The sequence below is a fragment of the Beijerinckia sp. 28-YEA-48 genome, assembly GCF_900104955.1.
GTDB lineage: Bacteria > Pseudomonadota > Alphaproteobacteria > Rhizobiales > Beijerinckiaceae > Terripilifer.
This window is the reverse complement of sequence record NZ_FNSI01000001.1, coordinates 1-25,396: the sequence shown is the minus strand read 5'-3', so window position 1 is coordinate 25,396 and position 25,396 is coordinate 1. Positions and strand designations below refer to the sequence as shown.

23 protein-coding genes are annotated in these 25,396 nt (G+C 60.9%); 16 read left to right on the top strand and 7 right to left on the bottom strand.

Going from position 1 to position 25,396, the window contains the following annotated elements:
* Positions 1-61: 61 nt before the first annotated feature.
* Positions 62-3,217, bottom strand: coding sequence for an efflux RND transporter permease subunit (locus BLW50_RS00115; RefSeq protein WP_090696088.1), 3,156 nt, complete (start codon positions 3,215-3,217; stop codon positions 62-64).
* A 100-nt stretch (positions 3,218-3,317) separates the two neighbouring features.
* Positions 3,318-4,565 (bottom strand): efflux RND transporter periplasmic adaptor subunit, encoded by a 1,248-nt coding sequence (locus BLW50_RS00110; RefSeq protein ID WP_090696087.1) that lies wholly within the window; start codon positions 4,563-4,565, stop codon positions 3,318-3,320.
* A gap of 459 nt (positions 4,566-5,024) precedes the next feature.
* Between BLW50_RS00110 and BLW50_RS00105 the strand changes: the two genes are divergently transcribed.
* The 11 genes from BLW50_RS00105 (at position 5,025) to BLW50_RS00055 (ending at position 15,067) form a co-directional block, all read left to right on the top strand.
* Positions 5,025-5,699 (top strand): response regulator transcription factor, encoded by a 675-nt coding sequence (locus BLW50_RS00105; protein WP_090696086.1) that lies wholly within the window; start codon positions 5,025-5,027, stop codon positions 5,697-5,699.
* A gap of 458 nt (positions 5,700-6,157) precedes the next feature.
* Positions 6,158-7,147 carry a Bug family tripartite tricarboxylate transporter substrate binding protein gene (locus tag BLW50_RS00100; protein ID WP_170849898.1) on the top strand — a complete coding sequence of 330 codons (990 nt, stop codon included), beginning with the start codon at positions 6,158-6,160 and terminating at the stop codon, positions 7,145-7,147.
* A 109-nt stretch (positions 7,148-7,256) separates the two neighbouring features.
* Entirely contained in the window at positions 7,257-8,225 is a 969-nt protein-coding gene (locus BLW50_RS00095; protein WP_170849897.1) for a Bug family tripartite tricarboxylate transporter substrate binding protein, read from the top strand.
* 147 nt (positions 8,226-8,372) lie between these two features.
* Positions 8,373-9,230 (top strand): GntR family transcriptional regulator, encoded by an 858-nt coding sequence (locus BLW50_RS00090; protein WP_170849896.1) that lies wholly within the window; start codon positions 8,373-8,375, stop codon positions 9,228-9,230.
* 216 nt (positions 9,231-9,446) lie between these two features.
* Positions 9,447-9,863 (top strand): cupin domain-containing protein, encoded by a 417-nt coding sequence (locus BLW50_RS00085; RefSeq protein WP_244544085.1) that lies wholly within the window; start codon positions 9,447-9,449, stop codon positions 9,861-9,863.
* Positions 9,863-10,930: an Ldh family oxidoreductase gene (locus BLW50_RS00080; protein WP_090696082.1), complete on the top strand. Its 1,068-nt coding sequence runs from the start codon at positions 9,863-9,865 to the stop codon at positions 10,928-10,930. Before BLW50_RS00085 ends, BLW50_RS00080 begins: the two co-directional genes overlap by 1 nt.
* Positions 10,931-10,941: 11 nt before the next feature.
* Positions 10,942-11,340: a RidA family protein gene (locus BLW50_RS00075; RefSeq protein WP_090696081.1), complete on the top strand. Its 399-nt coding sequence runs from the start codon at positions 10,942-10,944 to the stop codon at positions 11,338-11,340.
* 95 nt (positions 11,341-11,435) lie between these two features.
* Positions 11,436-12,176, top strand: coding sequence for an SDR family NAD(P)-dependent oxidoreductase (locus BLW50_RS00070; protein ID WP_090696080.1), 741 nt, complete (start codon positions 11,436-11,438; stop codon positions 12,174-12,176).
* Positions 12,177-12,186: 10 nt separating this feature from the next.
* Positions 12,187-13,743, top strand: coding sequence for an FAD-dependent monooxygenase (locus tag BLW50_RS00065; protein WP_210186005.1), 1,557 nt, complete (start codon positions 12,187-12,189; stop codon positions 13,741-13,743).
* Complete coding sequence (locus BLW50_RS00060) at positions 13,743-14,735, top strand: amidohydrolase family protein (RefSeq protein WP_090696079.1); 993 nt, start codon at positions 13,743-13,745, stop codon at positions 14,733-14,735. The genes BLW50_RS00065 and BLW50_RS00060 overlap by 1 nt, the downstream gene beginning before the upstream one ends.
* On the top strand, positions 14,735-15,067 hold the full coding sequence (locus tag BLW50_RS00055) for a cupin domain-containing protein (RefSeq protein ID WP_090696078.1): 333 nt from the start codon (positions 14,735-14,737) through the stop codon (positions 15,065-15,067). The genes BLW50_RS00060 and BLW50_RS00055 overlap by 1 nt, the downstream gene beginning before the upstream one ends.
* A gap of 221 nt (positions 15,068-15,288) precedes the next feature.
* Here the strand turns inward: BLW50_RS00055 and BLW50_RS00050 are convergent, their stop codons facing one another.
* Positions 15,289-16,299: an ABC transporter substrate-binding protein gene (locus tag BLW50_RS00050; protein ID WP_170849895.1), complete on the bottom strand. Its 1,011-nt coding sequence runs from the start codon at positions 16,297-16,299 to the stop codon at positions 15,289-15,291.
* 166 nt (positions 16,300-16,465) lie between these two features.
* Between BLW50_RS00050 and BLW50_RS00045 the strand changes: the two genes are divergently transcribed.
* Both BLW50_RS00045 and BLW50_RS00040 read left to right on the top strand, forming a co-directional pair.
* On the top strand, positions 16,466-17,242 hold the full coding sequence (locus BLW50_RS00045; RefSeq protein WP_090696076.1) for an ABC transporter ATP-binding protein: 777 nt from the start codon (positions 16,466-16,468) through the stop codon (positions 17,240-17,242).
* A 2-nt stretch (positions 17,243-17,244) separates the two neighbouring features.
* Positions 17,245-18,018 carry an ABC transporter permease gene (locus BLW50_RS00040; protein ID WP_090696075.1) on the top strand — a complete coding sequence of 258 codons (774 nt, stop codon included), beginning with the start codon at positions 17,245-17,247 and terminating at the stop codon, positions 18,016-18,018.
* A 37-nt stretch (positions 18,019-18,055) separates the two neighbouring features.
* On the opposite strand, the gene BLW50_RS00035 is transcribed toward BLW50_RS00040, so the two are convergent.
* On the bottom strand, positions 18,056-18,670 hold the full coding sequence (locus BLW50_RS00035; protein ID WP_210186004.1) for a hypothetical protein: 615 nt from the start codon (positions 18,668-18,670) through the stop codon (positions 18,056-18,058).
* A 554-nt stretch (positions 18,671-19,224) separates the two neighbouring features.
* Positions 19,225-20,058 (bottom strand): outer membrane protein, encoded by an 834-nt coding sequence (locus tag BLW50_RS00030; protein ID WP_090696073.1) that lies wholly within the window; start codon positions 20,056-20,058, stop codon positions 19,225-19,227.
* A 295-nt stretch (positions 20,059-20,353) separates the two neighbouring features.
* Between BLW50_RS00030 and BLW50_RS00025 the strand changes: the two genes are divergently transcribed.
* Entirely contained in the window at positions 20,354-21,301 is a 948-nt protein-coding gene (locus BLW50_RS00025) for a helix-turn-helix domain-containing protein (RefSeq protein ID WP_090696072.1), read from the top strand.
* 25 nt (positions 21,302-21,326) lie between these two features.
* Here the strand turns inward: BLW50_RS00025 and BLW50_RS00020 are convergent, their stop codons facing one another.
* Positions 21,327-22,130, bottom strand: coding sequence for an SH3 domain-containing protein (locus tag BLW50_RS00020; protein ID WP_090696071.1), 804 nt, complete (start codon positions 22,128-22,130; stop codon positions 21,327-21,329).
* 106 nt (positions 22,131-22,236) lie between these two features.
* Positions 22,237-23,511 carry a low temperature requirement protein A gene (locus tag BLW50_RS00015; protein WP_210186003.1) on the bottom strand — a complete coding sequence of 425 codons (1,275 nt, stop codon included), beginning with the start codon at positions 23,509-23,511 and terminating at the stop codon, positions 22,237-22,239.
* Positions 23,512-23,709: 198 nt separating this feature from the next.
* Between BLW50_RS00015 and BLW50_RS00010 the strand changes: the two genes are divergently transcribed.
* On the top strand, positions 23,710-24,771 hold the full coding sequence (locus BLW50_RS00010; RefSeq protein ID WP_090696070.1) for an AbrB family transcriptional regulator: 1,062 nt from the start codon (positions 23,710-23,712) through the stop codon (positions 24,769-24,771).
* A gap of 36 nt (positions 24,772-24,807) precedes the next feature.
* On the top strand, positions 24,808-25,396 hold a 589-nt coding region (locus BLW50_RS00005; protein ID WP_090696069.1), incomplete at its 3' end, for a glutathione S-transferase N-terminal domain-containing protein.

Here is a 25,396-nt window from a genome sequence, read left to right as displayed (position 1 = left end):
TCCCCTAACGTCCTCAATGCACGACCAGGGGCGTGGCCTGCGCCATGCCCCTGCCGTCTACTCACTCCGCCGGTGCGGCGAGCCCTTCCATTTCCTCGACCGACGCGGTTCGCCGCGAGAAGCGTTCGATGAGCACGGGGAAGACAATCAGAATGAAGAGGGGCGCGATCATGATACCGCCCACGATCACAATCGCTAGGGGTCGCTGAACCTGCGCGCCGATCGCCGTTGAGAACGCCGTCGGCAACAGACCCACGCCAGCTGCCATACATGTCATCATTACAGGCCGGAACCGGACCTCGCAGGCCTCGTAAACCGCGACGGATCGCTCCACCCCGCGGCTCATCAGTTGATTGAACTGAGACAGAAGGATGATGCCTTCCATCACCGAAATGCCAAAGAGCGCGATGAAGCCAACAGCTGCCGAGACGCTGAACGGTATGCCGGTGACAAGGAGAGCCAGAATGCCGCCAACCATGGCCATCGGAATCACGCTCAAACCGAGGAGCGTGTCTGTCAGGGACGAGAAATTCACGAAGAGAAGAACAGCGATCAGCATAATGGTCATCGGGATGATGATCTGAAGGCGCTTGATCGCATCCTGAAGATTGCCGAACTGTCCCGCCCACTCCAAGCGATAGCCAGCGGGAAGCTTCAATTCGGCGATTTTCTGCTGCGCTTCGTGGATCGCACTGCCGAGGTCGCGATCGCGCACGCTGAACTTGATTGGAATATAGCGCTGCTGTTGTTCGCGATAGATGAAGGACGGCCCGGAGACCAAACTGACCTTAGCTACCGCCTGTAAAGGCACGTGCATGATCTGGTCCGTATCGTCGTTTTTCACACCGATCGTCAGCTGGTTGAGCGCTTCGATATTCTTGCGATATTCCGGCGCCAGCCGAACCATGATCGGGAAGAAGCGGTCGCTGGTCGGCTCATAGAGGTTCCCAGCCTCCTCGCCACCAACAGCAGTCTGGATCGCCGTGTTGATATCTCCCGGCGCCAAGCCATAACGTCCTGCGGCAAACCGATCGATCTCGATTTTGACTGTCGGCTGACCCAGCAAGGTGTAGACGCTGAGATCGGCAATGCCAGGAACCGTGTTCATCACGGCTTTGATCTTCTCGGCAACCTCTTTCAACGTGTTGAGGTCATGGCCATAGACCTTGACCGTATTATCGCCCTTCACGCCAGAGATCGCTTCGGCAACATTATCCTGAAGATACTGAGAGAAATTGAACTCGATGCCGGGGAACTGTGCATTGAGAGTCTCACTGATCTCTTTGATCAGCGCCGGCTTATCCATTCCCGGGCGCCACTTAGCCTTTGCCGCAAGCGGAACATTGAATTCCACATTGAAGAAACCGTTGGAATCGGTTCCGTCATCCGTGCGCCCCTGCTGCGAAACAACGGTTTCGATCTCCGGCAATTCAGAAAGATAGCGGCGAATGCGGTTCGCCGATTCATTGCCCGCTTCCAAAGAGATCGACGACGGCATCGTGGCGCGCAGCCAAAGGTTGCCTTCCTCCAAGGTCGGCAGAAACTCCAGGCCCAGCGACCGCCCACCAATGATCGACAGCGCGCCCATGACGAGAGCGAACACCATCGTCAATATCTTGTTTCGCAATGCCGAGCGCAGGAGCGGCAAATACGCCCCGCGCAGCAATCGGACAAAGAAAGTATCCTCATGCGTTGTCTTATCCGACAGAAGGAAAGCGCTCAGCGCCGGCGCCACCGTGAACGTCGCCAGGAGGCCGCCGGCAAGCGCATAGGCGTAGGTTTTCGCCATCGGACCGAAGATATGGCCCTCAACCCCGCTCAACGTGAACAGCGGTAGGAAGCCGGCGAGAATAATCGCCGCGGAGAAAAGGATGGGCCGACTGACTTCCATCGCCGCGCTGTAGATGATGGAAAGCTTTGTTCCGGCTCGTGGACCGTCCGTAGCCCCGGCGTTTCGATGCTGAGACCCCGTCATCGACAGATGCCGGAAAATATTTTCAACCATGATGACGGTCGCATCGATAATCAAGCCAAAGTCGATCGCACCGATGGAAAGCAGGTTCGCCGACTCGCCGCGCAGAACCATGATGATGATGGCAAAAAAGAACGCGAACGGAATGGCCGACGCCACGACGATCGCGCTTCTGAGATCGCCCAGGAATAGCCACTGAACCAGGAAGACGAGGGCAATGCCGAAAAGAACGTTGAACATCACGGTATGCGTCGTAATCCCGATCAGCTCGCTTCGATCATATATACGAGCGATTTGGACACCTGGCGGGAGAAGGTCGGAACTATTGATCTTCTCCACCTCCTCCTTCACCCGCGCGATGACCGGCGTGCTCTGTTCGCCGCGCCGCATCAGCACGGTGCCCTGAACGATATCGTCAACGCTGTCACGACCAGCGATACCGAGGCGCGGCAAATGACTGACCTGAACGTCTGCGATGTCCTGAATCCGCACCGGATTGGCGCCAGACTGGCTCAACATCGTATTGCGGATATCGTCGATGGTCTGAATGAGCCCGACGCCGCGCACAACCGCCGACTGCATCCCCACATTCATCGTTTGCCCGCCGACGTTCACATTGCTCTTTTTGAGGGTCTCAACCACGTCCGCCAGCGTCAGGCCGTGGGCTGTCAGCTTGTTCAGATCGATCTGGGCTTCGAATGTCTTGGTCTTTCCGCCCCAGCTCGAGACGTCAAGAACGCCAGGAATGGCGCGGAACCGACGCGCAACCACCCAATCCTGCAAGGTACGCAGGTCCATCACGCTGTAACTCGCCGGGCCGACCAGCTGGTAGCGGTAGATTTCGCCAATCGGGCTCCACGGCGATATCCCTGGCTGGGCGCCGTTCTGCAAAGGCGGCAGTTGTCCGAGCAAATTGAGGACGCGCTGCAGCGCCTCGTCGTAAGTGAAGTCGTAGGTAAACTGCAGGCGAATGTCGGAGAGGCCAAACAGCGAAATCGACCGGATAGACGTCAGATGCTGCGCCGTCGTCAAGCCAGCTTCGATCGGGATCGTGATATAGCGTTCGATATCCTCGGCCGATTGCCCCGGATTTTGCGTGATCACCTGGACGAGTGGCGGAACCGGATCGGGATAGGCCTCGATGTTCAATCGGCTGAACGTGACGCCGCCGACGACCAGCAGCATCACAAACAGAGCGATGATCAGCGTTCGCAGCCGCAGAACGGACTCAAGAATAGTATGCATCGTTAAAGAACTTTCTGGCAGCGGCGAGAGCTCAAGTTCGCGACAAAGCTAGCGTCCGGCGCTAACTTCCAAGGTCAGCTTCCAAGGTCAGCTTCCAAGGTCAGCTTCCAAGCGAAGCAGCGCGGTCGATGAACAGACTGCCTCGGGTGATCACCTTCTCATTGGCGGTGATCCCGCTCGTCACCTGAATCAGGTCGCCATTAGCCAGGCCCGGCTTAATGCGACGAAGTTCGATGGCCCCATCGCTCCGCGCCACCCATACGCGCGCGGCGTCTCCCTCATAGATGATCGCATCACGCGCGACCGCTGGAGACGGCGCGGTTTCATGGACCGCAATACGCGCGCTGGCGAACATCTCCGGCTTCAGGCGGCCATGCGGATTGTCCACAGAGGCGCGGACCAGAAGACGCCGACTTCCCGAATCAAGCGAGGATCCGACGTAGCTCACCCGCGTCTCGAAGGTTTCGCCCGGCAGCGTGAGAACCTTGAACGTGAGGCGCTGATTGAGCTTCACGTGATCGGCATCCGCCTCCCGCACGTAAGCCACGAGCCAGACCTTGGAAACATCGCCAACCAGCAGCACCGGATCGGCATTGCTGGCGCCGGCATCGATGTACTGGCCGGGGCCGACGTTACGCTGCAGAACCGTTCCGGCAATTGGCGAATAGACGGGCGCCTCGGGCGAGATGATCCCGGTGTTCTCGAACGTCGTGATTTCGGCCTCGGTCTTGCCAAGCAGACGCAAGCGGTTGCGCACCGCCTGCTGCGCAATCTCGGCGGTGCGCACATCGTTCTTGGCGGCAGTCAGATTCGCCTGCGCCTCTTCCACATCCTTGAGCGCCATCGCCTTATCCCGGTACAGAATACCGAGACGACGTTCGGCGATGGTCATCAGATTGACCTGCGAACGCGCTTTATTGAGATCGCCAAGCGCGGACACGAAGTCTTTCTGCGTCTCGATCGAATCCGCTGCTTCGATCATGAACAGCAATTGGCCTTTTTGAACCTTGTCGCCGCTGCCAGCTGCCAGTTGCGTCACGCGGCCCGCATATTGCGAGTACACGCGCGTCGCGCGATCTTCATCGATCGCGATCTTGCCTTCCGTCGAAAACTCCGAGCGAAAGGCGATGGCTTGAACCGGCTCGACAGACAACACCGACCATTGAGCTTGCGTCGGCCGGAACAGTCCATCTCTGTCCTTCGGTTCGCTCGGAGCCGCAGATGCAACCGGAACACCGTTTCCGCGCCAGGACACAAAGCCCGCGCAAGCGACAACGCCGAAAACAGCAAGCGCAACCACCATTTTGGCGCCACCAGACCTGCCATGCGACTTAGAAGAACGCTCCATCTTTCACCTCAACTCCGCACATCGCCGGTAGCTTGTTCGTTGTTATCGCCGTCAACTGGTCGGAATGGAGCCGACAGAGAGCCAGCACGCGGCGCCGATCTTTCACGAGGCTGATGAAAAAGTTCGGCAAAGACCGAGAGGATTATCCATCTTCCTGCGGTGCAGCTGCCCGACAGACATGGCGGCATCACCGCCTAACCCCGATCATTCCCCATGCCCTTCCCACCCGCGCGAACGGCGGCTTGCTTTACGGATCAAGCGCCTCGGCAGTACCGATTTTCTCAGCAATATTTCCCTATCTCATTATAGATCATCGAAATTACAGCCACCTTACAGTCGCGTCCGCGCGCCAGAGCTTACGCGAAACTGACTTCGCATCTGGTGCGTAATTATGTCGGAACACGTGACATCTAAGCAGCCCTTGCGCTATGCCGATTAGATGCAAAGAGGGAATTGCTCATGAGGGTGCTCGTCGTCGAAGACAGCCCGGAACTTGCTCATCTCCTGATCGATGGCTTGAAATCAGCGGGCTTCGACAGTGATCATCTTGCCAGCGCAGTCGCTGCGAGAGAAGCACTTCGCAACGCGCGCTATGCCGCGTTGATTCTGGATCTGGGCTTGCCGGATGGAGATGGACTGACCGTCCTCCGGGAACTTCGCATACGTAAAGACCCGGTGCCGGTGTTGATTCTAACCGCGCGCGGAAGCGTGCATGATCGGATCAATGGTTTGAGGATCGGCGCAGATGACTATCTGGTGAAGCCGTTTGAGTTTGGTGAATTGGTGGCGCGCCTTGAAGCGCTACTGCGACGCCCAGGACAAATTCTCGGACGCTCGCTGCAACTCTCCAACGTGTCCTTCGATACCGAAGATCGACAGGTGTTCATCGACGACAAACTGCAACTGCTTTCAGCACGCGAACTTGCTGTTCTGGAATTGCTGCTTCGACGCAAAGGAAACGTCGTCTCCAAAAAGCATCTGGAGGATCAATTGTTCGGCCTGACGGGCGACGTTGGCTCCAACGCGGTGGAAGTCTATGTACACCGTTTGAGAAAGCAGCTCATGAATCTGGGCGCACGGATCAAGATCAACACCGTGCGCGGTGTTGGCTACATGATGACCGCAGAGAAGTAATATCCCACCTATCGCGTGCCATCGTCGCGACAGCTTTCTATTGCCATACGCAGATAGGGCCTGCCGCTGCGCCGGCCGCCCCTTCCGACATCTGCCCCGCATGTCACGGCTTGGCGAAGCCGCCAACGGTCGACGCACCGACATCGGCGTCACCTTCCACTTGAGAAGCGCTTGGGTCGCGTAGGTCGGAATCGGCCACCCGCCTGCACCAATCAAAGCATCCTGCCCGCGCAAACAGCGGAACCTGCTCCGGAATTTGCCGGCGCAGAAAATCTGCGAAGCCAGCGTTCAGGGCATTTACTTCGCTGCGGCAGTATGTAAGATTTTTTATGAAATATCACGTGCGAGGACAGAGGTAGCTATTCCGGGCTCAGGCTTTGAGCGCTCCGGGACAGTGGCTTGGCAGGCTGAACGGCTTGTCGGCAGCCGAAGTCGTGCGCGCTCATCGAGAGGCTTTCGTGAGACCAGTTTCACGCAACGGCATCACCCGGCGGACCGCCGTTTCGCTTGCACTCGCCGGATTGGCGAGCATCCCCGCGCGCGCCGCAGACTATCCTGCCCGCACCGTCACCCTGATCGTGCCCTATGCGGCCGGCGGCACCGCCGACATTCTGGCGCGCATCACCGCCGAGACGCTCAGCGAAAAACTCGGGAAGAGCTTTGTCGTCGAGAACAAGCCGGGCGCTTCCGGCATGATCGGCTGTAACACCGTCGCCAAAGCAACCCCGGATGGCTACACGCTGCTGTTCACCGCCGGCGGCCCGCTGACCATCGGCCCTCATCTGACAAAGAACGCACAGTATCGCACGGAAGCCGACTTCACGCCCCTGGCTCTGGTGACGGAAGTGCCGAGCTTTCTTGTCGTCAATCCCAAGAACGCGGCCCGAACCGTCGCCGACCTCATTGCCGCCGGTCAGGCGCAGCCGAAGAAACTCAACTTTGCATCGCCGGGCATCGGCACATCGGTGCATCTTTTAGCTGAACTCTTCCGCCTTGAAGCCGACTTCGAGGCCACGCATGTGCCCTATCGTGGCGGCGCGCCAGCCGTGAACGACCTCATCAGTGGACACGTCGACTTTCTGTTTGAGAACGTGCCTCAGCTTCTGCCGCAAGTGACAGGCGGAACCTTGCGCGCCCTCGCTGTCACCGCGCCAGCGCGCCTATCTTCTGCGCCCGATATTCCGACACTCGAAGAGGCCGGCATACGCAATATCGGCGTTGGAACCTGGTACGGCCTGCTCGGACCAGCGGGGCTGCCGGCAGAGACAGCAACAATCCTGACCCAAGCGCTGCGCAGCGGATTCATGGAAGCCGCACGGGTGCAACGCCTGGCCGATCTCAGCGTCACGACTGATTTGAGAACGCGCGACGATTTCGCGACCTTCCTGGCACAGGACGGCGCGCGCTGGAAATCAGCCATCGAGCGCGCCCACATCGAAGCGCCTTAAGCGCAGCATCCGAGCCATCTTCTGCCCATTTTATCGCCGTGTTGAATATCTGACAAACCGGAGCACACTCATGATAAAGTCGTCGCATTGGGGACAATACAGGAGCTCGATGCGGGCGCTTCGCGGGCTCGCGCTCGCTACTCTCGGCTTTCTCGGTGTTGCAACGGCACACGCGCAGAATTTCCCATCGCGCCCCGTCACCATCATCTCGCCCTACCAGGCCGGCGGAACCAGCGACATCATCTCCCGCCTTCTCGCGCAAAAGCTCGGCGACATCTGGAAGCAATCAGTCATTGTCGAGAACCGCCCCGGCGCCAACGGCAGCGTCGGCGTCCTGGCCGTGGCGCGCGGCCCGGCCGACGGTCACACCTTGCTTGCCGTCGCTTCGAGCGCCCTGACGCTCAATCCTCTGCTTTACCGTTCGCTTGGTTATGATGTCGGCCGCGATCTCGCACCGATAACGCGCACCGGCTCGGTGCCCAATGTCGTCGTCGTCCATCCTTCGGTGCCGGCCGCGACCATCGCCGAACTGGTTGCCTTGACGAAAGCCAAGCCCGGCAGCCTCAACTATGCCTCTCAAGGCAACGGCTCCAACGGCCATCTCAACGGCGAAATGTTCCGCCAGATGACCGGGGCCGACATGGTCCATGTTCCCTATAAGGGCAGCGCGCCCGCCGTCGCCGATCTCATCGGCGGCCATGTGCAAGTGATGTTCGACAATCTGCCGTCCGTGCTCGAGCAGGTCCGCGCCGGCCAGTTGCGCGCGCTGGCGGTGACAACCGCGCAACGGGCTGGTCCGCTGCCGGCGGTCCCGACCATGATCGAAGCTGGCGTTGCGGGCTTCGAGACCAGCGCCTGGTTCGCCCTCCTCGTCGCCAAGGCGACACCAGAACCGCTGCGCGCGGAGATCGAACGCGCCGTCGTGCAAGCGCTCGCCGATCCGGAGCTGCGCGACAAGCTCGCGCAAGTCGGCATTACGGCCTTGGGCGATGGTTCAACCGCGATGGCGCAACGGATTGATGCGGAGACGCGCACGTGGCGCGAGGTCATCCAACGCGCCAAGATCAGTATCGACTGATGGTGCACTTTGATAAGGCAGCGGTTTCGTCAGATATTTCATCAGTAATTTTTGGTGATGACTAAGTCTTGCGCTCATGTTGCGTAAGGAATAGTCATCGGGGCTATTTCCGACGGACGATTCCCGTCGCTGATGAGGAGCTGGCTGATGGCCGCGACCCCCAAATCCAACGCAGCCCCCAAAAACGCGACGCCCAACGCCACGTCCAAGAACGCCACGTCCAAGAACGCGGCCTCAAAGTCACCCGCGGCTCCCAAGCCGAAAAAGTCAGCCTCTGTGCCGAAAAAACAGGCCGCCTCGTCAAAGGAGCGGAAGGTCGATGAAGGCAAATCGCTGGTCCAGCAGGCCTATGAAAGCATTAAGGAGCGGATCATCAATCTGCACTTTCTGCCCGGCCAATATTTGAATGAAGCGGCGATCTGCGCGCAGCTTAAACTGGGGCGCACGCCGGTTCATCAAGCGTTGCAGCGCTTACAGATGGAAGGTTTGGTCGACGTGCTGCCGCGCAAGGGCATCATCGTCCAGCCTGACAGCTTGGCCGAAATCATGAAAATCCTTGATTCCCGCGTGACGGTTGAACCTGAACTGGCGCGCTCCGCCGCGCGTCGGGTCGCGGCTGGCGAGATCACCGCCGATCAGCTGTCACGCGTCATGGAAATCGCCACGGCGACGGTGGACGAAGACCCGCCGGATATCGCTGCCTTCACCGCCAACGATCGCTGGTTCCACCGCGAGATCGCGCAGATGTCGGGCAATGCGATCATGAGCGATTTCGCCCGCTTGCTGCACGAGCGTTCGACCCGCTTCTGGTATCTCAACCTGTGGCAGACAATCGATGTGCCGCTGACCAACAAGCAGCACGCGGAAATCGCCGCCGCCATCATCGCCGGTGACGGCGAATTGGCGGCACAGCGCATGCTCGATCACATCGCGGCGCTGCGCACACGATTGCAGAAGCTGCAGCGGATGTCGCCGCATGCCTTTCGGCCAATCCCCCTCCAATAACGACTGCCCCGCATCAGCGACGGACTGCCACGCCGCTCGACAGAGACGGACGATTGCTACGCGCGGCCGCAGCGTGAATCCTGCCGCCGTATCAAGGCGATTGAGCGCCGGCGCACGGCCGCCATCCACCGGATTATCGGCATCGCCGACAAAGCGCTTGCTTTTTAGATCACCTGAAATATCATCTAATCTACTTTGTGATATTTGGATGATGAAATGACGAGCCAAACGCCTCCGACCACCCCGCCGGGCATGCCCTCCTTAAGCGAAATCCTGATCCAGTCGGCCGACCTGCCCTGGCGCGCGAAGTCCCTCGCCGGCGTGCATGAAAAGATGCTCTGGCGCGACGAGGCCACCGGCGCGACCATCGCCCTGATCCGTTTCGACAAAGGCTCAAGCATTCCGACGCCGCATCTGCATGCGTCGAACCAGTTCATGTTCTGCCTTGAGGGGCACTACGAATACACCAGCACCGGCGTGACGCTGCGTGCTGGTTCGTTCTACTGCAACCCCAAGGGCAATGTTCACGGCCCGACCTTGGCGCACGAAGATACGATCGTCGTCGAAATGTACGATGGCCCGCACTATCCCGAGCGTCCGTCCTGGTACACCAATGACGAGGACGCGCGCTGATGTCGAAGGGCGGTGACGGCGGAATTTCCGCTGCGGCCCTGGCTGAAGCAGTCGCCAAAATCTTCGTCGCCACGGGCGTGTCGCCAGCCGACGCTGCCATCGTGGCTGAAGATCTTGTCGCTGCCGATGTCGAGGGCGTTGGCTCCCATGGCGTGATGCTCGTGCCGATGTACGTGGATCGCCTGCGCGCCGGCTCCGTATCCACAGCCTCGGCCGGCGAAGTCGTCTCCGATCGCGAAGCAGCGGTTGTGATCGATGCCCACAATGTGCTCGGCCAGTTGACCGCCCGTCAGGCGGTCTCGCTCGCTGTCGAGCGGGCCAAGCGCTACGGCCTTGCTGCTGTCACCGTGCGCAATGCCTTTCATTTTGGCTCCGCTGGCCGCTACGCGCGGATGATGGCCGATCAAGGCTGCGTCGGCATGGTGATGGCCAACACGCGGCCCTTGATGCCAGCACCCGGCGGCGCCGAACCGCTCACCGGCAACAATCCCTTGGCGATTGTCGCCCCGAGCAAGGCGCCGTTCTCGCCTGAAATCGACATGGCGTTGAGCGCCGTGGCGATGGGCAAAATTCGCAACGCGGCGGCTGCCGGCCAACCGATCCCCGAGGGATGGGCGGCCGATAAGAGCGGCGCTGTGACGACGGATCCGAAGGCAGCGATCGAAGGCATGTTGCTGCCCGCCGCCGGCCCCAAAGGTTTTGGCCTGGCGTTTCTCGCCGATCTCCTCTGCGGCGGCCTATCCGACGGCGGCATCGGCGCTGAAGTGGCGCCGCTCTATGGGCCGCCGGCCAAGCCCTATGGCAGCGCCAGCCTGTTCCTGGCGATCGATGTCGGTCATTTCGTTGACGCCGACAAGTTTGCCACGCGGACCGAAGCCGAACTCGCCCGCGTCGCCGCCTCGCGCCGCGCCCCCGGCGTCGAGCGCATCTATGCCCCAGGCGAGCTGGCCTTCGCCGCGCGCACCGGGGCCGCTGGCCGCTGCCGCGTCTCCGCAGCCGCGCTATCGAGCCTCATCGAAACCGGGCGCGGCCTGGGCGTCGACGTCAGCGCTCTTCTCTCCAACTGAAAGTCAAAGACATGAAGCAGCAGATCACCAGCGACAAGCTTGCCAAGCCGAACGGTCATTTCTCTCAGGCCACCACGATCGAAGCGAAGGGCAAGCTGGTCTTCATCTCAGGCATGACGGCGCGCCGCGCCGATGGCACGATTGCCGGGATCGGCGATATCGACGCCCAGACGCGTCAGGTCTGCGAAAACCTCAAGGCTGCCGCTGAAGCGGCTGGCGGTTCGCTGGACGATGTCGTGCGCGTCGACGTTTACGTGCGCAATATCGAGCATTTCGCCGCCATTCACAAAGTCCGCCAGGAATATTTCAAGGCGCCCGTGCCGGCCTCGACCATGGTTGAAGTCGCCAAGATGGTGTCGCCCGACTATCTGATCGAGATCAGCGCGATTGCGGTTCTGCCGAACGGCTGATCGATCATGCGTCTTGCCACGGCCCATCTTTCGGGCAACCGTGTCGTGGCCAACCTGCACGAGACCACGGACACTTCTTCCATGAGCGAGGTCGTATGAAGGCGAGCTTCGATGCCACCGGCGATGTCATCGCCATCACCGGCGGCGCCAGCGGCATCGGACGCGCTCTGGCGCTGGCTTGCCTGCAGGCCGGCGCCCGCGTCGTGGTCTGCGACGTCAACGAGGCCGCGTTGGCGAGCCTGCGCGCCGAGGCCCCGTCCATCGCAACCCGTCGTCTCGATGTCAGCGATCGAACAGCGGTCATGGCGTGCTTCAATGAGATCGCGCAAACCATCGGGCCTGTTGACAGCCTGGTCTGCGCCGCAGCGACCCAGCCGCGCACCAACATCCATGAGATGGACCCAGCCGAATGGCAGCGCGTGATCGCCATCAATCTCAATGGCGTGATGTGGTGCTATCAGGCTGTGATCACGTCCATGATCGCGCGCCGCAAAGGCTCCATCGTCGCTTTCTCGTCCGGACTGGCGCATCAAGGCTGGCCGAAGGCCTCCGCCTATGCGGCCACCAAGGGTGCGCTCATCGCCTGGGCGAAGAGCGCCGCCAAGGAAGTCGCCGAGCATCGGGTCCGCGTCAATCTGATCGCGCCCGGCGTCATCGACACACCGCAATATCGCGCCGCCAATGCTGGCGCCGATGATGCCAGCTGGAAAGCCTCGACCGGCGTCGGCGGCGCGCAAGATGTCATCGGCCCGCTGATGTTTCTCCTGTCTGACGCGGCAACCATGACGGCCTCGCTCGTCAGCCGCGATATGGCTTACCCGCGTGACGAGGATTAGGAGTCCGCAGTTGACGAAACCGGTTCTTGTGGTGGGGGCCGGCCCGGTGGGGCTGATGACGGCCCTTGCGCTAAAATTCTACGGCATCGACTTTCGCCTGTTCGAGGAAGATCGCGAATTTTCCAGCGACACCAAGGCCGGCACGATCCTGACGCGGACCATCGAAGCGTTCCGCCGCTATGGCGTCGACGAGGCCGTGCTATCGAAAGCGCTACGGCTTGATGAGATCGGCGAGATCGAACGCGCCACCAACACCCGCCGCACCTCCGTGATGACCGAGAACCTCGTCGAGGAAACACGCTTTCCTTTCGTCATCAATATGCCGCAGCATCATCTCGAGCCGATCCTCGCGCAGAACCTATCGGATCTACCGCCCGGCGTTGTCAATCTGCGCCACAAACTGGTCTCGTTCACGCAAGAAGCCGAAGGCGTCACCGCGCGCTTTGAAACACCGGAGGGCGTGCGCGAGGTCGAAGGTAGCTATCTTATCGCCTGCGACGGCGGCCGCAGCACGGTGCGTGGTCAGCTCGGCATCGAGGTCGAAGGCCAATCGCTCGACGTGCGCTACATGCTCGTCGACATCAAGGTCGATCTCGATACCTCCAACCCGCGCGACTATCCTTATCTCGCCTATTTCGCCGATCCGAACGAGTGGATGATCCTGGTGCGCCAGCCCCATTGCTGGCGCTTCTTGTTTCCGCTGGCGCCGGGCGCCGACGAGGCGACACCGGCCGAACTTGAAACCAAGGTCCGCCATTTCATCGGCGAGGTCAGCGCGCTCGAAGTCATCAACACCGTCACCTATCGGGTCCATCACCGCATCGCCTCGAAATGGCGTGCGGATCGCGTCTTCCTGGCCGGCGATGCGGCGCATCTGATCACGCCGATGTGGGCGCTTGGATTGAACACCGGTGTGCTCGACGCGATCAATCTGCCCTGGCGCCTGGCCTGGGTCTTGCGTGGCTGGGCCAATGACAGTCTGCTCGACGGCTATGAACGCGAACAACGGCCGCTGGCGGCCCGTGGCTCCGGCGAAATGGCCGAAGCGGCGCGCAAACTGATGGGCGGCGAGAAAGACGGCGCGCGCGCCATGTCCGGCTCCGACTGGGCCAATGCGATGACGCGCTCCATGCTGGGCGTGCGCCTGGATGTCGATGGCTCGGGCCTCTGGTCGATCGTCAAGACCGAACGCGAGGCCATTCGTGTCGGCGATCGCGTGCCCGACATGCCGCTGTTCGACGGCCAGGGCCGCCGCATCCATCTGCATGATCTCTGCGACGACAGCTTTGTCGCGCTCTATTTCACCGATGTACGCCGTCATCCGGCCGTGCCGGCGGACGATCTGCCGGGGTTGAAGAGCTTCGTGGTCTCGCGCTGGGATGCGCCTCTCGATTCCGGCCTGCGCGACCAGGCTTTGCTCGACATCGGCAACCGACTGCGCACCCGGCTGGGTTGTGCTGACGACACGGTGGTTCTGCTGCGGCCAGACGATCACGTCGCCGCCATTCTGCCGATCGGATCGCGATTGATCGCCGATATCTACCAGCGGATCAGAGGACAGGCTTAATGACGCAACCGCAAGCGCAGATCCCCCTCGACGTCCACGCGCATCTGGCGCCGGTGGTGCCCGAGCGGCTGGCGCGGATTGACGACGTCTCCTGGGACGCCGGCAAGGGCGTGATGATCATCGACGGCCATGTGGTCGGCATGAAGCCGTTGTTTCAGCCGGACGCCTTGCTGCAATGGATGGATAAAAATGGCGTCGCGCATGCCTGGATCTCGGCGCCCCCGCCGCTCTACCGGCAGCAGCTGCGCGGCGCGCAGGCACGCGCCTGGGCGCACTACGTCAACGACGGCTTGCGCGACATCGCCGCGGCGTCTGATGGCAAATTCACAGCGTTGATGCATCTGCCGATCGAAGACCCGGCGGTGGCCGCCGAGATTGCCGGAGAGTGGATCGGTCGCGGCCATGTCCTGTTCGCCATGCCGACGGGAACCGGCGACGATCGCACCTTGGGCGATGCCGCCTTCGCACCGCTCTGGCAGGCGCTCGATGCGGCCGGCGCCTTCGTGTTCTTTCACCCCGGTGAATGCGCCGACGGACGGCTGCAATCCTTCTATCTCACCAATCTCCTCGGCAACCCCTACGAAACCACGGTCGCCCTCGCGCATCTGATCTTTTCGGGCGTGCTCGAACGCCACCCCCATATCACGACCTGCTTTGCCCATGGCGGCGGCCTGTTACCGACGGTCGCCGGCCGCTGGGATCGCGGCCATGCCACGGCGCGCCCCGATATCGACACCAAACGCGCCCTGCCCTCGACGTTGATGAAACGCATCCATGTCGATTGCATCTGCCACAGCGAGGCCGCGGCCGAACTTGCCGATCACACCTTCGGGTCCGAGAATGTCGTCTTCGGCTCCGACTGGCCGTTCCCAATGGGACTGATCGAGCCGCAACAACAGCTGGCGGACTTCTCGGCGGAGCGCCGCAAAAGATATCTGAGCGAAAACCCGGCGCGCCTGCTGGCACGCTTCACCTGCAAAGGGGATAAATAATGAGCGAAGTCCACATGCCCGAAGGCACCATTCTAGGTGCGATTGGCGACGAGGTTATTTTCGAGAACGAGACGATCCGCGTCTGGCGGCTCAAGCTCGATCCCGGCGGCATTCAGCCGTGGCACAAGCACGACATGCATTATCTGATCGTGCCGCTGACGCCTGGCGAAAACATCATGCGCTTTTCCGATGGCCGCGTCCGCGAAACCAAGGAAACGCCCGGCGAAGTGATGTGGCGGGAGCCCGGCATTCCCCATGAATTGGAGAATGCCAGCAAGGGCATTTATTCAAACGTGCTGATCGAGTTTAAGCAGGTTGTGCCGAAAGCCTGAGGGCTTTCCGCCGTTATTGCGAGCGCGGCGAAGCAATCCAGGAGCCAAGGATAGAGCCATAGACGCAAATCGACCTGCACCAGAGGCATTTTACAACGTTATACCACGCCCCTGGATTGCTTCGTCGCTACGCTTCTCGCAATGACGGACGGTACCTTGCTAAAATGAAAATCCCCGGAGCAAGCTCCGGGGATTCTTTTTTGCCGTCAGCTGTCTTTGAATTATTTCTGTGCCGGCAGGATCGGCGTTTTCGGCAGGAAGCCCGGCACAAAGGTCTGGTCCGCTTCGAGCTTGCCGCCGGCAACCTCGACGTTCGAATTGATGAACTCGAATGTCTTGGCCATCTTGGCCGGGACGATATTGCCGAAGCCATTGGCTTTCACGTCGGCATTGACACCGATGCGCTCGAGCAGATCGATTTCTTCGCGCACGATGCCGCGATCGAGAGCCGGCACGTTCTTGACCATGATAGCGGTCGCTTCATCACGATTGGCCAGCGTATATTGCCAGCCGCGCAGCGCCGCGCGCACGAAGCCGCGCACCGCTTCCGGATTTTGATCGAGGAAGCTCTTCTTCACGCCGATCGAATTGGAATAGAGATCCAGGCCATAATCAGCGGCGAACAGGCACACCGCCTCTTTGCCCGGCGCGGCGCGGCGAATGGCGGGCGCCGCCATCAGAAATTGATCGACACCACCAACCTGTCCGGCCGCGAGCATGGGCACGCGGGCAGCCGCATCGATATTGACGATTTCAAGCTTCGAACCGTCCAGGCCGTTCATCTTCATGAAGGCGCGCCAGATCTGCGGCACGAAGGAGGCCGAGCTGGAGCCGAACTTCAAGCCTTCGAGCTGCGCCGGCTTGGTGACATTGGCGCCGGGATTAAGGGAATAGACGCAGTAGGGCGCCTCCACATAGCTGCTGGCGACGATCTTGACGTCGCTACCGGCTTTCCCCGAAGCCACAAGGCTCGGCACATCGATGAAACCCATCTGCGCCATGCCGGTGACGACGCCGCGAATGGCATCGGCAGTGCCTTTCGAAGGCATGATTTCGACGTTCAGGCCTTCTTCTTTGAAATAGCCCTTCTCCAGCGCAACATACCAAGGCGCGTGGCGACCGAGGCTGATGAAATCGAGAATGAATTTGACGTTGGTATCAGCTGCCACCGCACCGGTTGGCGCCGCGGCCAGCACCGCAAGCGTGATTGCACCGGCAAGTTTTTTCAACATCGCGATCTCCTCTGGTTGCTCTTTCGGGCTTGTGCCGCGCGGCTTGCCGGCTGCCATTGACCACAGAGACATCATAAGATATTTCAGTAGACATTCAAGCTGAATGCTTTGTTCTAAAACGCTGTGCTGTCCGCGATTTCTCGTGGAGCTGCTAGAAAGGAATGGAATGGGCTTCGTCGAGATCGCGAATGTCCGCAAAGTTTTCGGAAGCAAGGGAAAGGAAGTTGTCGCACTCGACGAGGCAAGTCTGAGCTTCAACGAAGGTGAGTTCGTCGCGCTGCTCGGCCCAAGCGGTTGCGGCAAGACAACACTCCTAACGATCGTCGCCGGCCTCGCCTCGAAGACATCCGGCTCAGTGAAGGTCGGCGGCCGCGAAGTGGATGGCCCCTATCCCGACTACGGCTTTGTCTTTCAGCAGCCCAGCCTGATGCCCTGGCGATCGGTGCTGCAGAACGTCCTCTTTCCCATGGAAATCCTCGGGCGCAACGATGCTCAGGCGAAGGCGCGGGCTGAGCAGCTTCTGCAGATCACCGGACTTCACGCCTTCGCCAATTCACGGCCGCACGAGCTTTCAGGCGGCATGCAGCAACGTGTCTCGCTGTGCCGGGCGCTGATCCACAAGCCGAAGCTGCTGCTCATGGACGAACCGTTCGGCGCACTCGACGAGTTCACGCGCCTCGACATGAACGACCTCTTGCTCAAGATCAAAGCCGAGACAAGCGCCTCGGTCCTGTTCGTCACCCATTCGATTTCGGAAGCGATCTACCTCTCCGACAAGGTGGTGGTGTTCACGCGCCGGCCGGCGCGCGTCAGCGCCGAGTTCCAGATCAATATTCCAGGGCCCCGCAATCAGGCCAGCCGCTTTACGCCCGAATTCATTGAGGCTGAACGCCGCGCCAGCGAAGTCCTTGGTTTGTTGACTGCGTCAAGCTCGGAGCATTGAGAATGTTCGACAACACTATGCTCTCCCGGATCGGCTATCCGTTCGCCGGCGTTGTCATTATTGTCGCGGTTTGGGCTCTGGCCTGCTGGCTGCTCAAGATTCCAGAAGTCGTTCTGCCGGCGCCTGATCAAGTGGCCATCGCGTTTGCCAATAGCTTTGGCCTGCTGATGCGCGAAGGCTGGGTGACGCTGGTCGAAACCGTGCTCGGCTTCGCCCTCGCCATGGCTGTCGGCCTGCCGCTGGCCGTGGCGATCGCCAATTCGCGGCCGCTCAACCTGATGTTCTATCCGTTGCTGGTCGCGCTGCAATCGGTGCCGAAGGTGGCGCTGGCGCCGATCGTTCTCGTCTGGCTCGGCACCGGCCTCGAATCAAAGCTCGCCATCGTCTGGCTGGTGGCCTTCTTTCCCATCATCATCGATACCGCCGCCGGTCTGCGTTCGACCCCGCGTGAACTCATCCAATTGGCGCACAGTCTGAAAGCCTCGCCCTGGCAGATCTTCTATAAGGTGCAATTCCCCGCCGCGCTGCCGTTCGTGCTTACCGGCGCCAAAGTCGCGATCACCTTGGCGGTCATCGGCGCGGTCATCGGCGAATTCATGGGTTCAAGCAGCGGCCTTGGCTATCTCTTGTTGAGCGCCACGTCACAGCTCAACACGCCACTGGCCTTCGCCGCCCTGTTTGCGCTCTCGTTCCTGGGCCTAGGCGTTTATGCGGTGGTTGAACTTGTCGAGGTCGCCATCGCCCGCTGGCTGCCGCCACGGGCGGCTGGTCATTGATGTCAATCGTCTTCCTACTAACGGCGTGAAGCGAGGTTCAGTCCTCGTCTCGCGCCTCTCCGCCCACGGTTGCCATATAGCTTGCCGTGAAGGCGCCGATCAGCATGGCGACGAAAACCCATAGGGCCGTTTGCAAGGCCAGTTTACGAGCTGCCTCCGCCGCGCTCTTGGCTCGATCAATCGTTTGCGACAAACGCTGTTCCGCATCGCTTTGGCTCAGCCCAGTCTGCCGCGCGATCAGTTGCGCCGCATAGGTCCGATCATCAGTCGTGACGCCGGTATTGCTGAGAAGCTTGCCGAAAATCAGACCAATCTCATTCCGGCTCTGTTCCGAATTCCCAGCATCTCGATCGGAGCGCAGCAGCGTATCAACAAAATACGTCGCATTGTTCGCAACAGCGGATGACGCCGTGGTAGCCGCGGTCGACACGGTTCCTGTGATAGCTGAGGCGATCAGACAGGCGCTTAAGATCATACCGACGCACCAGACCAGCAGGCCGTGCGCCGTATCGCGGAAATAGACCTCGTCTTGATGCAAATCCGTCCAACGCGTCCGCAGACGACCGGCCAGATAACCGCCGAGGCCGAAGGCAAAAAGATTTACGGCAAGAAGCCACGCCACGGCCAGCCAGCTGAAGGTTGATCCCGACACCGAGCTGCCCCAGGGCGACACAGCCGAGAGGCCTAGCCCAACACCGAGTGTGAGCAAGACCAAAGCAAAGGCCGCCGCAGCAGCCGAACCCGCCAACACCGCCGCCCAAGAGACGGCAGATGCAACCGCGGAGGCAGCGGACGTTGTGGAGACTGCACGATCAGAAATGACTTGGCTCATCTCATCCTCCTCAGCGCCCGAGCAAAGCAAGCAGGATGATAATCGGGATCGGAACACCCAGCAGCCAAAGCAAAATTCCACGGCCCATGTCAGCCTCCGTCAATGGTGATTACCAATAACAACTGAGTCCGCGATGTTTGGTTCCGCCTGGCTCAAGGTACGAAAGGAGCCTCTACGTGGCTTCGATGGCCTGACATCCAGCAAGAGCTCGTGCACCGAATGTTTTGTGCGTCGCACTTGTTGGCTACAGCATGCGCGGAAAGATGCCGACACTGCTTTCATGGAACGCGACGCCGCTAGCGGCGTTGCGTTATAGGCTAAGACCCTCTCGCGTTAGCTTCGCGCCACGCGCGAGAAGGAGAACTTCACTACCGTCAATAGGCCGCGAATTTCCAGTTGAGACCGACACGGGCCAAGCTGCCGTTCAGCTTCGCTTTCGCGACACCACCCAGGAAGCCTTCAGCGGGATCCGTAGATGAGCCGGCGACGGCATAGCGCGTCGTTCCCAGGTCGTAATAGAGATACTCAGCCTTGAGCGACAGGCTCTGTGTGATGGCATATTCGATGCCACCACCGAGCGCCCATCCGACACGCGTCCCGGTCCTCTCGCCGCGCCAGATGCCGACATAGGGAACGCCATTGCTAACACCCGTCGACGAAATGCTCGTTCCGTCCTTTGCTCGACCGATGGCCAGACCGCCCGTGGCGTAGATCAGTGCGCGATCAAAGGTCAGGCCAGCGCGCGCCCGCACAGTGCCCAGCCAATCAAGACGCGACCGCGCGCCAGTCACGATCGATATATTGTCCGTGGCATCGACAAAACTGAAGCTTTGGCTCGCTGAGCGTTTCGAGTCGAGATATTGGAGATCGCCTTCAAGCCCGAACAACAATGTTCCGAACTGATAATTATAGCCGAGCTGGGCGCCTCCGGTGAAACCGCCACGGGCGCCACCGAAACTCGACGGCACCAGGCCAGCCGCATTGAACTCGGCGATATCGGCAGCATCGGCGGCGCCACTCAGTGCGTAGTTGTAGCGCGTCCGGTTCTGGCTCCAGGTGTAACCGGCATTCAGACCGACATACATGCCCGCCCAATTATACGCCATGATAGCCGGCATCGCTGTGGTCCGAACGGGTAGATCTGCCGCCCAAGCCGTCCCGCTGACGCTGGCGGCGATGGCGCCGGCCAGCAAAACTGTCATCCTCATGTTTCACCCTACTCGCGATGATGGTCCGCATATGGATCGATCGCCTGTGCGGGACACGGCGCGCATAACATCGCCCTCGCCACGCCCGGTTCTGGCGATGCTTGTTGCATATCTGCGCGGGCAACTGCCCTGTTAGCCTGCAGGTCTCATCACGATTGGTCGCCCCGTCTCATACCGATCGGTCGCATTTTACGGAAAGCCTTTGCGCTCCCTTTATCCTCGGTCTTGACCCCTCTTGCGAAACGACAATACTTGACGATGATTCCTCGAAATGGCGGCGGGCTAACAGTTCACGATGGAATTCAACACCAACGGTTTGTCACCGAACGACACCTTGCGCTATTGGAGCGCAACGGTGCTGAAACGCATGGAGGTCGAGCGAACCGCCCCATCGGACAAGCCGTTCCAGGCGCGGCTGCGCCGCTCGCTCGCCCGTAACGGTGAATTCTGGGATCACTATTCGGACCTGCTCTATGTCGAGCGCTCCCGGGAGCGCTGCGCCCGGGACGGCGGCGAGGAGATTTATATCGGCCTGATCGTCGACGGCTGTTCCAATCTCGAATTCGGCGATCGACGGTTCGCGTTGCGGCCTGGCGATATCTATATCGTTGATTTCAGCCAACCGATCCGCGCCGAATGGCTGCCGCATCGCGAGCTCGGGCTCCTGATCAACCGGCGGCACGCCATCGATATTTTGGGCGATAGAGCCAAGATGAGATCCGGCGAGATTTTCAGAGCCAGATCCAGTTTCACCACACTCTTCGCATCGCATCTCCGTCTCTTGGCCGCCGAAGCGCCGCGGCTCGCGCAAGCCGAACAAAGCGACGTCATCGAAGTGGCGATACAACTTGCCTTGCTTCTGCTGCGAACGGACCCTCTCGCGCCTCCGAGGCTTGAAGGGGCTGCCTTCATGGCGGCGGCACGTCGCCAAATCTCCGAGCGGCTCAGCGAACCCGATCTGTCACCAGACGACCTCGCCGCAGCGCTCGGCTGCTCCCGGGCGACGCTCTATCGCCATTTCGAACGGGAGGGCGCAGGCGTTGTCGAAACAATCAGGGACTCTCGTCTCGAATCCGTCAAAGAATTGTTGAGTGCCGAGCCCTCGGCTTCGATTAGCGACCTTGCCTTCCGCTGTGGCTTTCTTGATCAGTCAAGCTTCAACAAAATGTTCAAACGCCGGTTTGGCGCGGCGCCAAGCCAGTTCAGGGATCCCACGCTCGGCACAAGATCGCGATCCGCCTGACCCGCATCTTGGCGGCCGGCCTGCTTCACGGCGATGAACACGCATTCGAGAACAGGATGTAGCGCCGTCCTCCACGCGCGAAAACCTTCACCACATAACCGGTCTGATCACCGTAGCGCACGCGGCACCATTCCGCGCCATCGGCTTGTGGTCCGCAGGCATCGGCAACCACGCAGGCGTTGAGCGGCATAGTTGCAAGGGACGGTGCGTTCAGCCCCGGCGCCCGCCGTAGATTGGCAGGAGAGACGAGCCGCACGGAGAGAGCCTGTCCCGGAGCCAAGCGAGGCGCATAAACATCATCGTCTGCCGCGCAACGCTGCGACAAGCCGTAGTAGATGGAACACCCCCTCGGCGCCGGCATGATGGGAGGCGCCACCGATGGCCCAAATGCCTCACCAAACGAAGACATCGACTGGCCGCCGCGCAGCCAGACAGACTGGCCAGAACTGCTGCGACCGGAGAAACCGCCATAGGAACGTCGCAGCGTTATCAGCGAACGGCCAGACATGTCATTCAGTGTCAAACCACGCCTGTTCATCTTCCACTGCGAGACCGACATGAACGCGCCGCCGCAGCCGGAAATATTGGCGCGATAGCCACCGAGAATGCTGCTCGAATTCGAGAGCTCCAACTGGCAACGTTGCCTCTGGCCGAAGCGGTCGGTAACCACCATCGACCAGACACCGCTCGCATCGTCGAATTGCGCCAAGCCCTGATGCGGCAGAGCCAGGGCGGTGACGGCCAAAGCCAGCAAGGCAGCCACGACTGGCCGTGCCTTGCGAGCAATGGGCGCCAGAGCAACGGAGATCATCGACGGGAGCGCGCGCACGGTGTTTCCCTGGTGCTGTTGAGTTCGCTCCAGAGTATGCCCGCGTCGCGCCGAACGTTAGACGCGCAGTCTCATCCGTTGGTCGCCCTGTCTCACTCCGTCACACTCACTCCGTCACGCGTTGCAGCGCCTGCGTTTGATGGCGATAGCCAACCATTTCATAGCCGATGATCGTCACCAGCGGCGCCAATGCGAGGGCGGCCAGACATAGCGTCATCCGCACGCCGATCGCCGCCATGAAAACCGCCGCCACGAGCACGACAGCCGTGCCGGCGATCAGCCCAAAGTGAAAGCGATCGAACTCCTGCATCAGATAGGTGTAGAGGAGATAAAGCATCAGCAGATAAAGCCCGACGGGGACGGCCACCGTCATCATTGTCGCCAGCGCACTGATATGCGCCTTATGCTCGATATACAGCCCAGCCACATGCAGGCCGGCGCCCGTGGCGGCAATAGCGGCGAAGATGAACATATGGCCATAGCCCCACACGAAGCAGCGCTCCCGATGCGCGTGCAGAACCTGTGCGGACGGAATGGTGAAATAGACCCACCACATGCCGAAGGTCAGGCCGGTGCCGGCGAGGCAAATCAGCACTGCGTCAATGCTCCAGCCCTGCTGTTCGACGATGGCCGAGATCGTCGCCACCGTGCCGACCACCCCTTCACCCAGCGCGATGATAGCCAACAGGCCGTAGCGCTCGGCGATATGGTGCGCGTGCCAGGGCGTCCCGCCTTCCCGTCGTTCGGCGAGCACCGGCCCTAAAAGTTCGATGGCAATCAGCGGCACGCCACAGAGGAATGACTGCAGCACGGAAATATCGGCGATCGCCTGGATCACCCAGCCGATCTGCGCCACGATGATGCTCACCGCGTAGATCAGACAGATCTTGCGGCGGGCCGGATCCTGCGTCGCGGCGCGCAGCCACTGGAACACCATCGCCAGCCGCATCACCACATAGCCAAACACCATGATCATATTGTCGAGATAGGGTCCGCCGTCGATGGATTTGAACATCCGCGGCAAGCCGAGCGCCAGGATGAGCACGCCGGCCATCTGCACCATCGTCGTGACACGGAAGATCCAGTCGTCGTTGTCATAGGCGGACGCGAACCAGGAGAAATTGACCCAGGCCCAGCACACGGCAAACATGGCGAAGGAAAAGCCGATCAATCCGGCCTGGTAGTGCCCCTCCGCCAATTGATGGGCGAATTGCGCCGAGGCGATGCCGAAAGCAATGACGAAGGTGAGATCGAACAGGAGTTCCAGCGGCGTCGCCGTCCGGTGATCCTCATGGCGGTCGCGCCCGCGCATGGCGGTGGCCCGATGGGCAGGTGCTTCGGCAATGGAATGCGGTTCGGCATCAGAACGCGGTTCGGTCATTGAAAATCTCTCAAGATGAAATTTAACGCAGGTTAGAACGCCGCGTCGGAATTTGGAAACGGCCGGAGTGGATAACGACCCAGGCTGGTCAAGACTTGATAACAACCAAGACTTGCCGCCCCGCCATCCCCATGCGACAGGAGCGCGGCGCTCAAACAAGCCCCGCCGCCCTCAATACACCTCAGCCCCCAACAGACAATGACAGCAGGAAAAAGGTCCGACTACACCGCGCCCGGCATTCTGGGCGAGGCCTTCACCGTCGCCGTCGGCGCGCTGGGCGGCCTGACTTTCGCCTGGCTGAACGTGCCCGGCGGCGCCATGTCGGGCTCGGTTGTGGCGGTCGCACTTCTGTCGGTCGTCGGCTGGGCCACCAGCATCAGCGCGCCGCTGCGCTATCTCGCCATGGGCGTCATCGGCACGGCCATCGGCTCCGTCGTCGGCCCCGACACGTTTTCCCATATCGCCGCCTATCCGGCGAGCATCGCCCTGATGGCCATCTGCGTGGTGATGATGACGCTGGCCTCCACCGCCGTCTGGGTCTGGCTGATGGGCTGGCCCCGCTCGATGGCCATGCTCGCTTCGGTGCCGGGCTCGATGAGCTACATCGTCTCCGTGTCGATGAGCATGGGCGCCGACGCGGCACGCATCGCCGTGGTGCAGATGTCGCGCGTCATTTTTCTGGCCACCGTCCTGCCGTGGATCATCGTTCACGAAGTCGGCGGCGATTTCGCCGCACTCGCCACGCTCACCATCGATCCGCCCCTAGCCATCGCCTTGTCGCTTGGGGCTGGTTTCGCCGTCGGCGGTCTTTTCGCTTATTTCAATATCACCGGCGGCATGATCCTCGGCTCGATGATCGCGTCGGGCATGCTGCATTATTTCGGCATCGCGCCTGGGCGCTCGCCATCGTGGTTGATGAACATCGGCCAGTGCCTGCTCGGCGCCTGGGTCGGTTCCCGCTTCGTCGATTTCGATTGGAGCCTGTTCGCCCGCATCTGCCTCGGCACCGTCATGGCGCTGGCCGCCATGCTGGCGGTGTCGATGCTCTTCGCCACGATGGCGACGCATCTTCTCGGTGTGCCCTTCGGCGCCGCCCTCATCGGCTATGCACCGGGTAGCCAGGAGGTTATGGTCGTGCTCGCCTTGGTTCTCGGTGTCGACCCCGTGTTTGTCGCCGCCCATCACCTGGCGCGTTATTTTTTGATCAGCCTCTGCCTGCCCTTTCTGGTGTCTTGGATGCGCAAGAACGAAGGCCGCTAGCAGAGTAATACAAGCAGGGTAATGGGAGAGAATTATATGCTGTTACGCGGTACAACGAGTTCGCCCTTCGTCCGCAAGGTCCGGATAGCCGCGCAACATTTGAAACTCGACAGCCAGATCAGCCTCGTCACGGTCGACGCCCTGAATGCGGTCGAATCCATCGGTCCTGACAATCCGCTGCGCAAAATCCCGGTTCTGCGGCTCGACAACGGACGTCGCCTTTATGACAGCCGCGTCATCCTCGAATATCTCGATCATCTGGCCGGTGGCGACCGCCTGCTGCCGAAGGATTGGGACAAGCGTCTCGACGCCCTCACCCTGCAGGCGCTCGGCGACGGCATCCTCGATGCCGGCGTGCTCGTCGTCTACGAAGGGCGGCATCGGCCGGCGGAAATCCATCACGAGCCCTGGCTTGCCTATCAGCGCGGCAAGATCGAACGTGGCCTTGAAGCGTTCGCGACCGCACCGCCTGATCCGACCCACTTCACTGTCGGCACCCTCGCGCTGGCCTGCGCGCTCGGTTATCTCGACTTCCGCAAACAGGTCGATTGGCGCGCCACGCAACCGACCCTCGTCGCCTGGCTGGATCGCTTTCGCGCCGCCGTGCCGGCTTATGATCTGACGA

Bases quoted from the DNA above. Each gene is read 5' to 3' on its own strand.
- BLW50_RS00115 (WP_090696088.1), bottom strand. From the start codon at position 3,217: ATGCATACTATTCTTGAGTCCGTTCTGCGGCTGCGAACGCTGATCATC.
- BLW50_RS00110 (WP_090696087.1), bottom strand. From the start codon at position 4,565: ATGGAGCGTTCTTCTAAGTCGCATGGCAGGTCTGGTGGCGCCAAAATG.
- BLW50_RS00105 (WP_090696086.1), top strand. From the start codon at position 5,025: ATGAGGGTGCTCGTCGTCGAAGACAGCCCGGAACTTGCTCATCTCCTG.
- BLW50_RS00095 (WP_170849897.1), top strand. From the start codon at position 7,257: ATGCGGGCGCTTCGCGGGCTCGCGCTCGCTACTCTCGGCTTTCTCGGT.
- BLW50_RS00090 (WP_170849896.1), top strand. From the start codon at position 8,373: ATGGCCGCGACCCCCAAATCCAACGCAGCCCCCAAAAACGCGACGCCC.
- BLW50_RS00085 (WP_244544085.1), top strand. From the start codon at position 9,447: ATGACGAGCCAAACGCCTCCGACCACCCCGCCGGGCATGCCCTCCTTA.
- BLW50_RS00080 (WP_090696082.1), top strand. From the start codon at position 9,863: ATGTCGAAGGGCGGTGACGGCGGAATTTCCGCTGCGGCCCTGGCTGAA.
- BLW50_RS00075 (WP_090696081.1), top strand. From the start codon at position 10,942: ATGAAGCAGCAGATCACCAGCGACAAGCTTGCCAAGCCGAACGGTCAT.
- BLW50_RS00070 (WP_090696080.1), top strand. From the start codon at position 11,436: ATGAAGGCGAGCTTCGATGCCACCGGCGATGTCATCGCCATCACCGGC.
- BLW50_RS00060 (WP_090696079.1), top strand. From the start codon at position 13,743: ATGACGCAACCGCAAGCGCAGATCCCCCTCGACGTCCACGCGCATCTG.
- BLW50_RS00055 (WP_090696078.1), top strand. From the start codon at position 14,735: ATGAGCGAAGTCCACATGCCCGAAGGCACCATTCTAGGTGCGATTGGC.
- BLW50_RS00050 (WP_170849895.1), bottom strand. From the start codon at position 16,299: ATGTTGAAAAAACTTGCCGGTGCAATCACGCTTGCGGTGCTGGCCGCG.
- BLW50_RS00045 (WP_090696076.1), top strand. From the start codon at position 16,466: ATGGGCTTCGTCGAGATCGCGAATGTCCGCAAAGTTTTCGGAAGCAAG.
- BLW50_RS00040 (WP_090696075.1), top strand. From the start codon at position 17,245: ATGTTCGACAACACTATGCTCTCCCGGATCGGCTATCCGTTCGCCGGC.
- BLW50_RS00030 (WP_090696073.1), bottom strand. From the start codon at position 20,058: ATGAGGATGACAGTTTTGCTGGCCGGCGCCATCGCCGCCAGCGTCAGC.
- BLW50_RS00025 (WP_090696072.1), top strand. From the start codon at position 20,354: ATGGAATTCAACACCAACGGTTTGTCACCGAACGACACCTTGCGCTAT.
- BLW50_RS00015 (WP_210186003.1), bottom strand. From the start codon at position 23,511: ATGACCGAACCGCGTTCTGATGCCGAACCGCATTCCATTGCCGAAGCA.
- BLW50_RS00010 (WP_090696070.1), top strand. From the start codon at position 23,710: ATGACAGCAGGAAAAAGGTCCGACTACACCGCGCCCGGCATTCTGGGC.